We start from the raw sequence: 12,771 nt of genomic DNA, 5'->3' as shown, positions 1-12,771 counted from the left end.
TGTTTTTCAGATTATTATTTCAGAGCTGTCACCTTTCAATGACTTATTTATACTCTCAATATAATTGAGAATCTCGTCGCGTCCAGTTCTTTTTTCAGAACTGGTGACGAAATAGGGTGGTAGCTCTTCCCAGCTTTCTTTAAGTTTTTCCATCCATGCCTCAGCATTCTGCCTCGCCTTGGATGGAGTCAGTTTGTCGGCTTTTGTGAATACTATGGCAAACGGCACATTGCTTTGTCCGAGCCAGTTTATGAAGTCCACATCAATTGCCATGGGGGAATGTCGTATATCAACAAGGACGAAGGTATTGACCAGCTGTTCACGTTGAAGTATGTATGACGATATCATGTTCTGAAGTTTCTTCTGTACTGTTTTCGACCGTTTTGCAAATCCATATCCAGGCAGGTCTACCAGATACCATTCTTTATTTATTATGAAATGATTTATCAATAGTGTTTTTCCCGGTGTGGAAGAGGTCTTTGCAAGACCTTTGTGGTTGCACAACATATTTATCAGACTTGATTTCCCAACATTCGATCTTCCGATAAAGGCATACTCTGCTTTTATGTCATTCGGACATTGGTTTACGTTAGGTGCAGAGATAACAAACTCAGAACTTTTGATTTCCATGTGTTATGTCAATATTTTAAATAGTATTATACATAAAATAAGATGTTGTATGCCGTCATCGTTTTTCATACACACATATACATCATAAAATACATATTTTATAAATGAAATGCAACATATGAACCGTGCTTTATATACAGAACGGCAAGCAAAGATAATCAAATTATTTTATATTTCTTCGCTCTTATCTTCTTTTAATAACTTCACTTTTAACTGTGATTTTATTTTATTCTCAACCTCCAATGGTGAGTTATTGCCTGATATAAGCACCTTTACCCATACACATAGCACAAAACACACTATGACGACAACAGCCCCTACAAACCATTTCAAGAGTTCCTGCTCTATGAACTTACAACTGTCCATGAATACTATGCCTGCAACGACCGGTATGGCATAAAGCAGATAGTCGGCACCGGACAAAGATTTATAGCTATCCCGAACCTTCCTGTATTCACTGTTTGCATTGAGTATTTTCTCACGGTTCTCTGTCCAATATCTTTCAAATTCCAATTTGTCCATATCTTGTCATACTTTCATTAAATCACTCATTATCATATCACTGATATATAGTCCTTCGTGTGTAAGTTTCAAATGCCCGTCATTTATGACAACCGTTTTATCAGCAACATGTCTTGCGGCTTGTTTTACGATATACTGCATATACTTGTCATCAAGCTGCGACAAATCTATACCTTCCGACGTGCGTAATTCTGTTGTTACAATGTCGTTATAATGTGTGTCGGCGTCAATAGGTTCAAATGTAAAAGGTACAGTGTCGTGTGATATTGATTCAATATATTTATTAATGTCAGATACATTCCATTGTCTCGATTTTATGTTGTAAGAATGTGCTGCGGCTCCTATTCCCAGATAAGGAATGTCATGCCAATATGAACTGTTGTGCAGTGCCCTATATCCCTTTTTTGCAAAATTACTTATCTCATAATGTTCATATCCGGCATAACACAATATATTTATCAGTTCATTGTACATATTTAGACTGACCTCTTCATCTATCTCTTTTATCATGTTTTCTTTCAGCATACGATACAGTCTGGTTCCTTCCTCGTACATCAGACTGTATGCCGAGATATGTTGTATGTCAAGACTTATCGCGCGTCTTACATCCTCTTTCCATGAGTCACATGTCTGACCGGGGAATCCAAACATTAGATCAATGCTGATGTTTCCTACACCATGTTCATGCAAAATGTCAATAGCCCGTTCCACCTGAAATGATTTGTGTCTACGATTTAGAAATTTCAGCCGATTGTCATCAAATGTCTGCGCCCCCATACTGACCCTATTTATATGCAATGCAGATATGGTCTCAGCAAGATCATTTGTGACATCATCCGGATTTACTTCCATCGTGACCTCTTCCGGTGAACATTCCAGATATGTATCTATTGCATGGAATAATTTTTCAAGGCTATAACGGGATAATTGTGATGGAGTTCCACCACCTATATATATAGTGCGGATGATTGTATTGGCAGCTTTGCTATCGGTAGAGTAGGATGATAAATATTCCTTCCTTAGTGCAATCTCACGGCACAGACTATCCACATATCTATCCTGCAAATCGAGTTTTGTCGTACTGTAGAAACCGCAATAAGAACATCGTGTAGCGCAAAAGGGGATATGTACATATAGACCCGCCATATTGAATTAACGACAATATATTATATTAAATACGTATTGAAAATGTTTGATTAACCACAAAATTCAATGCAAAAATACTAATATGTTTTAAAACGCTGACAGTTTTTCAATATTTTCTTTTGCAATTGACATAAATTTATTTAACTTAGTCGGCCGTAAGAGTTTTTATCTCTTATTACCTTAGACAAAAATATTAACTCATTAAATCTTTTGATATGAGAATATATCAAACCAACGAAATTAAGAACATTGCATTGCTTGGCAGTGCGGGTTCAGGCAAGACTACACTTGCCGAGTCGATGCTTTATGGAAGCGGAATAATCAAACGCCGTGGTACAATAGAAGCAAAAAATACAGTAAGTGATTATTTCCCGGTTGAACAGGAATACGGATACTCGGTTTTCCCGACCGTTTTTCATGTAGAGTGGAATAATAAGAAACTTAATATAATAGACTGTCCGGGATCAGATGATTTTATCGGAGGTGCGATTACAGCACTGAATGTTACAGACCAAGCAGTGATTCTTATAAACGGACAATATGGTCCCGAAGTCGGAACACAAAACAACTTCAGATATACTGAAAAACTTAAGAAACCTGTTATATTTCTTATTAATCAGCTTGACTCAGATAAATGCGATTTCGATAACGTAATATCGAATATGAAGAGCATATACGGATCTAAATGCGTACAGATTCAATATCCGATCAGTACCGGAAGCGGATTCAACGCGTTGATAGATGTATTGCTGATGAAGAAATATTCTTGGAGTCCTGACGGAGGTATGCCGATTATAGAGGAAATTCCAGAGGAAGAAAAAGAAAAGGCAATGGAACTGCATAAAATTCTTGTCGAGGCGGCTGCTGAGAATGATGAGAGTCTTATGGAGAAATTTTTCGAGGAAGAGACACTGACAGAGGATGAAATGAGGGAAGGTATACGCAAGGGACTCGTAACACGTTCCATATTCCCGGTTTTCTGTGTATGTGCCGGCAAAGATATGGGAGTAAGACGTCTGATGGAATTTCTTGGAAATGTTGTTCCATTTGTCAGTGAAATGCCAAAACTGCACAACACCCGCGGTGAAGAGATAACGCCGGATTCTAACGGACCGGAATCAATATATTTCTTTAAGACAGGCGTTGAACCGCACATCGGTGAAGTAAGTTATTTTAAAGTTATGAGTGGTTGTGTCAAAACCGGTGATGACCTAACCAACTCAGACCGTGGCTCGAAAGAAAGGATAGGACAAATATACGCATGTGCAGGTGCGAACCGAATACCTGTGGAACAACTTAATGCAGGAGATATAGGATGCACGGTGAAACTGAAGGATGTAAAAACCGGTAATACTCTTAACGGGAAAGACTGTGAGTGGAAATTTGATTTTATCAGTTATCCGAATTCCAAATATTCACGCGCAATAAGAGCGGTCAATTCTGCCGATACTGAAAAACTGATGGCTGCAATGTTGAGGATGAGACAGGAGGATCCGACATGGGTGATAGAACAGAGTAAGGAACTGAGACAGACAATAGTACACGGTCAGGGAGAATTCCATCTGCGTACATTGAAGTGGCGATTGGAAAACAATGAAAAACTACAGGTTAAGTTCGAAGAGCCTAAGATTCCTTATAGAGAGACCATTACAAAAACGGCACGCGCTGATTACAGACATAAAAAACAATCGGGAGGAGCCGGACAGTTCGGTGAGGTACATCTTATTGTAGAACCTTATGCCGAAGGCATGCCGGATCCTGTATCATATAAAATAAACGGTCAGGAGCTTAAAGTCAACATAAAAGGTCGCGAAGAGATAGATCTGGAATGGGGCGGAAAGCTTGTTTTCATTAATTCGGTAGTTGGCGGTGCAATAGACGCACGCTTCATGCCGGCAATACTTAAAGGTATAATGGAAAGAATGGAACACGGACCACTGACCGGAAGCTACGCACGTGACGTGAGAGTCATTGTTTATGATGGTAAAATGCACCCTGTTGATTCAAATGAACTATCGTTCATGCTTGCGGCACGTAATGCGTTTTCTCTTGCGTTTAAGGAAGCCGGTCCGAAAATTTTGGAACCAATATATGATCTGGAGGTATATGTCCCATCAGACTATATGGGCGATGTAATGAGCGATCTGCAAAGCCGTCGTGCACTTATTATGGGTATGGACAGCGAAGCCGGATATCAGAAATTGCAAGCAAAAATCCCATTGAAAGAACTTAGCAGTTATTCGATATCATTAAGTAGTATAACAGGAGGACGCGCTTCGTTCAACACGAAGTTTGCAAGTTATGAACTTGTTCCGAATGAGATGCAGCAGACTCTTATCGCAGAACATGAGAAAGAACTTGATGCCGAAAACGAATAAGTTGCTTGCGATATGCTTTATATAAAATTACTGATATAATTTTTTATTATAAAGCACAGATAAAGTAGATACGATAATAAGGAGTTTGTCGTGTTCATTCAATTTTATTGAAAGACCGACATTCTCCTTATTATTTATCCATTTATGAATAATAATTTATTATTATCGGCTCTACCCGGAGCTGATTTTTGTTTTAGTCACAACAGGGCATAATACTTCATCCATATTTCGTGATGCAGCGACAGACATTCTTGCTTTCTAAGTTTCAACCTGATGTAATGTGTTATATTAAGATTGAGTCATAAAGTAACATGACGCCAGCAGTATGTAAATGAATGAAGGGCTGATAAGCATATATGTGATATATGTATGAATGGCTAATGGCATTAACCTTTAATTTGAGATGCTCTTATTTGGAGAAAATATAAATGTGGGAATTTTATTTTTAAAGACACCAAAAATAAGAATAGCCAAGTTATAATATCAGAACTATTATCCATGGCTATTCTTATTTTATAAGTTATTGTTCACAAAAACAACATAAAATGTTTATTCAGTTTTTTTTGAGCTCCAATGACCGTGTAAATTACAATATTCGCGTGCGTAAACATTCTTGCAATCTGTGTAGAAAACAGCTTCCGGTTTGTCTCCAGGTTTTAAATGAACTCGCTGTATTTTATTTTCCTCTACAAGTTCAATCCATTCTATATAGTGGTTGTCCTGCATAGGATGTTCAACGCTTCCGACTTTAACTTTATAACCACCCTCAATAGCCTCAACTACCGGTACATGCTTTTCTTTTGCAGCGTCAACGGTGTTCTCTGTAAGAAGCTCCATGGGTTGCCCGCAACATGTCAGTGTGCCTCCTGCCATATGCATAATCTCTACTATGTTACCACAAATAGCACAACGGTAAACTTCTTTAACCTTTGTCATATTAGATATAGTGAATTAGTGAATAAATTGTTTGTATTTAGTTTATACATAACTATTACAAATACAAATAAAGTAAAAATTTTTGATATACGCATCTTTTTTGAATAATTTATTTTTCCAGTTGGCTTGTTATTCGTATTGGTTTGCCTTTTATTCTACAAGACCGTGTATTTTATCTCGAATCTGTCATTATACTTCCATTCTTATTTCGTACTTGTGGTCAGACGGATTGTCTTCAGCTTTATCGAAGATGTACCGTACTATGTCGAGCAAAAGCCGAAGACAAGATGATGGCATCAATGCGGAAGAAGGATGAAGAGCAGGCAATAAACCTTAAATTTGTATGAGGTGTTCTAACGACGATTTGGGTTTATCATTACTGCTCTCACCACGTCTGTGAAACAGAAAATCATTGACTGTGTGTCAAAGCATAAATATATAATATGTATTACCAAAGCCGAATATTATACCAACGTATACTTAACGAGAATGCCATCGTGGCTCACAACAATCAAACCTATCGCAAAATCCGGAGTTTTGAACATATACGTCAACATCATGTACGACAGACAGTTACACCTAACAGATTGTTTTCACTCCCTTTTCAGTCCTCTCATAAAGCATGTTTCGCAGCCTGATAAAGCCTTTTTCGCATCGCATAACAGGCTATGTCACACCACGACAACGCAGCCTCAGAAAACAGGAAAGGCTCTTCCACACCGTGACAGAGTTTTCAATAAGCCATAAATGAATGCATATCCGTTATATATACAGATGCCATCGTTTTTCAATCTCTCTTCTAATAGTTTCCGCTGTCAATATTTTTTACTTTCATAAACGTATGAATATATGAAAGCACACTAAAGTCAAACATCATATTATCGCAGACAGAGCAATATGCAAGAAAGTCAATATCTTGACATTAAACCCAAATCATCAGGATGCCTATTATAAATTTAAGGTTTATTGTCTGCTCTTCATCCTTCTTACGCAATGCTGCCGCAATATAGTCTTTAGCTTTTTCTCAATGTAGTCCGGTACATCTTCGACAAAGCTGAATATAATCCGGCTTACAGCAGCACGAAATAAGAATGGAAGTCTTATGCTATTCGGCTTTATAGTCAGAATGAAGATTTATCAAAAATTCAGCTATGCTACATACAATTAATATCATGAGAATTCAAAACATATTGTTTAATACAAATCAACATAAATGCCTTCGCAATCGTACTGCATCAATTACCGTGAGCACACCACCATCTACACGAAAGTGAATGTCATATCCAGCATACGGCATCCCGTATATCTTTTCAGAGGCGTTCTGATAGCGAGGACGTGGATCAAGCTCGAGAACTTTATATAATGACAGAAGTTCATCTCTTGTAAAGAGACTTTCTATATTTTCAGGCATATTCACATTAAGCTTACTAAGTACGATATTATCGGTGAATCCACAACGCACATTTTCATGTGAGTCTGCATAACTGATATATGGTTTTATATCATATATAGGAGTACCATCCATAAGATCCGCACCGAGGACATTGATTATGGGACCATTTTGAATATCCTGTTCGACTGACTCTATGCGAACCGATGATAACCCGAGTGCATTGGGGCGGAAAGGTGAGCGTGAGGCAAAAACTCCAACTTTCTCATTACCACCCAACACCGGAGGTCTTACAACAGGTGCGGATATTTTGTGTGGATTTGCAGAGAATCCCCAAATTAGCCAAATGTAGTCGAAACCGTCAAGTCCACGTATAAAATCCCGATTTCTGTATTTATGTTCAAAGACGATAGTACCCCTCAAACATTCAACAAGCCCACTTTGTTTTGGTATACCGAATTTTGAAGAAAATGGAGAGTGAAAATGTGCTATAGGTTTTATGTCCATTGTATAAGTTTTTTCTAAGAAATTTTATTGCTCATCACATTTAAATGTTCCGGCAATGAAATCATATATTTGATGAAGCAGAAAGTCAGGAGCCGATTTTCATTTTAGTCCAGATACATCTTGGAATCAGATGCCACAGAAATACTAAAATTCGGTATCTCCAATCTATTGTAATTACACATTTACGATGCTCGATGGCTTTACATATACACCTTGCAACGTAGTCTGCATCAAGTTGCATTGGATAATGGCATTCATCTCCAAGAAATGGTGTCTTTACGAATCCTGGACGTATGTCAAGAATATGTATATTTTTAATGCTTCTGATGCTACAGAGTTGTGCAAGACTCTCCAAATATGTATTTATATATTTTTTACTTGCAGAATACGCAGGTGCAACGCCAAGACCTTTTGTACCGGCTATACTGCTTATAACAGCTATTATTCCATCTGTATCCGGATGGTTGTGAAAATATTCGAAAGCAAAATCCGTCATTCTTGTGAACCCAAGTACATTTGTTGATACTGTTGCAAGTTCTTTGGACGCTTCAAGTGATGCATTCTGGTAACCTATACCTGAACTGTGAAAATACATATCCATTCCGCCTACCTTATGAATAAGACGCATAAGCCCTTCTGTTGCATCATCCTCGGTTATATCTATTCTTTGTGTAGCAACAATGCCACAATGACTGTGTTGTATCTGTAAAAGTAAGTCCTCTCTGCGCCCTGCGATACCAACAATCCATCCATTGGAAGCAAGCAGTTTTGCCGTGGCATACCCTATACCCGAAGTCGCACCGACTATTATGGCACGTTTTGTTTTCATAATTGCAATCTTAATAAAACAGCATTTTATAAATGAATAATATTTGTATACGGCAGAATGCCAGCATTAAAGATGCATTCAAGTACCGTTCATGTGAATTTTGCTACTTTTTATTTTTCTTCTTCTTTCTGAACAGATCTCCTATACCGTTAAAATCTTTCTTCATAATTAAACCGATCCCCTGAGTGTTCAGGCTGTTTTTTGTAAAGTAACGGTCATTTGTTTTATTATATACATTTATCGAAAGATTACCGTTGGGAAAGAGCAGATATCTTAAATCAAAATCACCTATGAAACTCGTTGTGGCATTAGCGTTATCGCGATATCCGAACTGTCCGTTTATCAGCAATCTATTATTCAATAACCGTCCGGACAGTATACCTTCGTATTCCGCATCATTGAAACCCTCGGTTCCTGTAGATATATTTGCACCGAAGTTCCAGTCACTACTGTTAATAATATTACCAAGGATATTATTCAATTGCTGACTGATTGTTCCGCTCAATATGCTCTGCATGGCAAGTGAAGCCTGGTTGCGCGATGTTGGGCCACCGGCAGACGAATTATTATTGCTGTTTTGGGTGTAGAAACGACCAACTGTCAGCAAATATAAAACCTGTTGATTCATTTCTTCCTCGGCATTTATAACACTTGCAACCATTTGCTTCGCATCATTACTTAGTGTGGGCATGTCTAAATCAAAGGAAACCCGCGGTGCATCAGGAGTCCCTGTAACATTCATGAGGCAGTTCACCCTCACGTTGTTATTAGAAAAAGAATTTCCTATATTAAGGTCAGACAAACTTACACCATTAAGGACATAAATTGCTTTCAAATCTAATGACGAATTGAATGGATTACCTACAAATTTTATAGTTCCGCCTCTCTGGAAGGTGAACTCCTTCTTTATTATATCTCTTATAGTAAGTTTATAGATACCACGTTCAACAGTATAATTTCCAAACAAATCAAAAGACCCTTTGTTATAATATGTTGCACGGAGTGCTCCATTACCATTGAGGGAAATATAGTCACCGGACTGTCTGTCCATCAGTACTTTTATCGTCATTGAAGGATTGCAATCTAAAAGGAAATTAAGACGTATATCTGAAGAAGTCTGTCTGCCTTCAGATATGCTGTCTATATCCGCACTGTGTACTGAAGTTTCTAATTCTTTCTTTTCTTCCACAGGCGTTTTCCATTGTATGAATTCATTAGTAGACACATCGTTCTGACTGCTTACATCATAAACTATAATACTTTTATCTTCAGGAACAACATTGATGTCCATTACGACTTCTCCGCTTCGTCCTTTTATCTTACAGTCTCCTGTTGCATATACAGTACCATAGAACGAGTCCCCATTTTCACCGTCCGTATTAAACGCCAACAGATTGTCTGATACGACAGACAGGTCATAACTGAGGTTTGTGAGATGCTTATGATGAATATTTCCTTCCACTATGCCAGTATTTCCATCTTTGTCAAAGATGCTATCGTTTCTAAATTCTATTTCATCCGGTATAAATCTTATTGTATCATTTCTTAGAGTATAATTTGTGTTAAGAGGAGTTATTCCCAGCGTTCCGTCTGCAACAAGCATACCTGTAAGGTTTATATTATCGAGTGAACCGGAGAGCCTTACAGAGCCATTTGCCCGTGCATCGACATCATGCATGAAACTGCTGCAGAAACTTTCCATAAATTCAAGCCTTGTATTATGTGCATTGATATTCAAATCAATATAATTTTTCTGAGGAGACACATATCCTAATATGGATGTCTTACGTTTCTGTCCGTCTGTCGCCACGGCGTTTATGTCTATCTGTTTTTCTGTATTATTAAACATTGCTTTTGCCTTAAGAGTTCCCATCCTTCCTTTCTCAAATAGGAAGTTATTTACAGTTAAATCTGCAAATAAATAAGGATTTTTCCCAGACAAGTCTTTTAAGTAAGCTTTTCCTGTTGCAAATCCGTCAAATTCCACCGAATGAAAATTAACCATATCAAGAATATAATTTATATTTATATCCTTGAAATCAATGCGGATAGAATCGGATTGATTTTTAGTTGCTTTACCTGTTACAGAGACATGCTGCTTGCTGTGTTCTACAGAGAAATTATTGATTTCCAAATAGTTTTTGTTGTATATGATATTTGATGGTTTTACATGCCAAATTGTGTCATCAATATTAATGTTGGATTCTTTTATATTTATATTTGCGGTGGCATGTCCTTCTGCATTTTTATAAAAGAATGTGTTTGCATTTATTGTCCCTTTTAAGGGGTGATTTTCGTTTTCGTTTATACTGATTTCAGTGTCAAGTTCATTACCGCCTGCAGTAGCCTTTACTCTATATGAGAATAATTTCCCTTTGTCGGATATTTTTTTTATTCCGGCATACGTATTCATTATGTCACCGATTGTACTTACCCTTAGCGTTGCATCTTTATATTTAACTGAGTTATAAGCAAATGACGGCATTTGACAATCAATGCGTAAGGCATTATTTTTATCGCTTAATTCACCGTTTAGCGTCACCGGCTCATAGAGTTCTATAGGTATTCCTAATAGAGCACTCATCCATTTAGAGTTTCTTATTGTCGCATTAATTGTAAAATCATTATTTCGCTGTGCCTTTATGCCAGTATACCACGGCATTGTAGGAAGTTTACTATGAATTAATCCGATAATACTCTGAGGAATAGTAATATAATTGATATTTCCAAACATATCAATATTACAGAAGTCACTGTTAGCAATAACCCGTCTTTTATTACCAATACCTTCTGCATTTATATATAGAGAGTCTATTTTGTATTCAGTTTGCGGAGATACCATAGAAAAATTTGATATACGCAGCTGGCCTATAATATCTGAAATGTCATTACCCTCTATATCAGCTGTTAGTTTCATACTGAATTTTGTCTGTGGCCATTTGTCAGATAGATTTAAAGCCGAAGGTGAGAAGTCTTTTATATTTGCATTTAAATTCTGTATTTTAATACTATTTTTCACGTTCACATTTCCTGCCAAATTTATCTGCGCATTCGGATCATTAAGAGCTAATTTTCCCTCGATATTCCCATTATCGTAGGTACCGTCTACCATTAATTTATGATACGTATATCGGTTGTAATCAAAAGAAGATATGTTTCCGCTCAGATTAATTTTTGATGACGAAGAGGTGTTGAATTCTATTTGAGCATTTACAAAACCAAACTTGCCGTTGTCAGTCAAAGTCTTGACATCTATGTTTCTTGCATTGATTATCCCGCTTGTTGTTTTTCTTCTTTTTGTAATGTCAATATCTGTAGCACCTAAGTCTGTTTGTATGACTCCGGAAACGGTCATGTCATCATTAACGCTGTGAGACATTCCGGTAATTTCTATATTACCCAGCCTGAAAATTATTTCTGGTATTTTTACCTCAGGAATATTATTTAATAATGTCTTTATGTTTTTACCATTTGTTTCTAATGCGAATTTATTAATTGACCAATTAAAATCTGATGCATTTTTCTTAAAATGCAAATCAGATTTTAAATTAAAAAGATTTTCTTTTTCATGAATTCTTAGACGAGTTACATAGATGTTGCCTTCACGTCCATACAAATTTGCATTAAAATATATTTTATTATTGATGTCTTTAAGCAAAGGTTGGCAGAACGCGATGTCTGATGGCGTAAGATATGAATCAGACAAACTTCCTCTGAATGTTATTGATGAAAAATTCAGTCTGTTCTTTTCTAATATATACGCAGCATCAATTGAATCTACATGCAGTTTTGATGCCGGCATCTCTACATTGAGATTATCTAATTTAAAATTATTCTTGCTTGCTGAAAGTTTAAAAGATAATTTTTTTAATATAAGACCAGAATGTTCTTCAAAAGACAGTCTTTTTACTTTAACGTCTAAAGAATCATTGCTAAGTTTATCAAGTATAATATGTCCGCTTATGTGTTTTAGATTGATGTTATTTAATGAAAAAGTATTGGTCTTTATTTTTTCAGACATACATCTATATTTAATTGAGCCATGTCTAATTACAATTGAATTGATCTGCAAATCAATAGAGCTGCTGTTGTTTTTATTTTTATTTGAAAGAGAGTCTAATACAAACTGAAAATTGGTTTTTGACATATTGGACTCCTTGTACAAATTTGCATCCATTCCGAATATCTGTACAGATGAAATGGATATACGCTTCTCCAAAAGTGGGATGAAATTTATTTTTATTGATGCTCTTGATGCCTTTAATAAATTTTTATTCTTTTGGTCAAGTATACAGATATCATCAATAATAAGTCTATTTATAAAGCCAAGATCTATACGACCAATTGATACTTTTGTTCCAATCTTTTTTGACAAGGCATCTGCCGTCCAAGAACCGATATGTCCTTGAATGGTAGGTATGTGTAAAAGTATT

The 12,771-nt window shown here is 36.6% G+C and carries 8 protein-coding genes; 1 reads left to right on the top strand and 7 read right to left on the bottom strand.

The genetic code is table 11. From position 1 onward, the window contains the following. Positions 1-6: 6 nt before the first annotated feature. The 3 genes from yihA to hemW form a co-directional block, all read right to left on the bottom strand. Positions 7-630 carry a ribosome biogenesis GTP-binding protein YihA/YsxC gene (yihA, locus tag BN4609_RS05540; protein ID WP_021993999.1) on the bottom strand — a complete coding sequence of 208 codons (624 nt, stop codon included), beginning with the start codon at positions 628-630 and terminating at the stop codon, positions 7-9. Positions 631-798: 168 nt separating this feature from the next. Next, on the bottom strand, positions 799-1,152 hold the full coding sequence (locus BN4609_RS05535; RefSeq protein ID WP_068855596.1) for a hypothetical protein: 354 nt from the start codon (positions 1,150-1,152) through the stop codon (positions 799-801). A 6-nt stretch (positions 1,153-1,158) separates the two neighbouring features. Beyond that, entirely contained in the window at positions 1,159-2,298 is a 1,140-nt protein-coding gene (gene hemW / locus BN4609_RS05530) for a radical SAM family heme chaperone HemW (protein WP_068855595.1), read from the bottom strand. A gap of 215 nt (positions 2,299-2,513) precedes the next feature. Here hemW and fusA2 point away from each other — a divergent pair, with 215 nt between their 5' ends. Beyond that, a complete protein-coding gene (gene fusA2, locus BN4609_RS05525) occupies positions 2,514-4,676 on the top strand; it encodes an elongation factor G2 (RefSeq protein WP_068855594.1) in 2,163 nt (720 codons plus the stop codon). Between the two features lie 549 nt (positions 4,677-5,225). On the opposite strand, the gene BN4609_RS05520 is transcribed toward fusA2, so the two are convergent. The 4 genes from BN4609_RS05520 to BN4609_RS05505 all read right to left on the bottom strand — a co-directional run bounded on the left by BN4609_RS05520 (position 5,226) and on the right by BN4609_RS05505 (position 12,713). Beyond that, on the bottom strand, positions 5,226-5,612 hold the full coding sequence (locus BN4609_RS05520) for a desulfoferrodoxin (protein ID WP_021993994.1): 387 nt from the start codon (positions 5,610-5,612) through the stop codon (positions 5,226-5,228). A gap of 1,204 nt (positions 5,613-6,816) precedes the next feature. Beyond that, positions 6,817-7,509, bottom strand: a complete 693-nt coding sequence (gene tsaA, locus BN4609_RS05515; RefSeq protein ID WP_068855593.1) for a tRNA (N6-threonylcarbamoyladenosine(37)-N6)-methyltransferase TrmO — start codon at positions 7,507-7,509, stop codon at positions 6,817-6,819. A gap of 85 nt (positions 7,510-7,594) precedes the next feature. Continuing rightward, a complete protein-coding gene (locus tag BN4609_RS05510; protein ID WP_068855592.1) occupies positions 7,595-8,338 on the bottom strand; it encodes an SDR family NAD(P)-dependent oxidoreductase in 744 nt (247 codons plus the stop codon). A 103-nt stretch (positions 8,339-8,441) separates the two neighbouring features. Further along, positions 8,442-12,713, bottom strand: a complete 4,272-nt coding sequence (locus tag BN4609_RS05505; RefSeq protein WP_164071579.1) for a translocation/assembly module TamB domain-containing protein — start codon at positions 12,711-12,713, stop codon at positions 8,442-8,444. Positions 12,714-12,771: the final 58 nt, after the last annotated feature.

The organism is Leyella lascolaii, from assembly GCF_900079775.1.
GTDB classification, from domain to species: Bacteria; Bacteroidota; Bacteroidia; order Bacteroidales; family Bacteroidaceae; genus Prevotella; species Prevotella lascolaii.
This window is presented reverse-complemented; position numbering and strand designations above follow the sequence as displayed.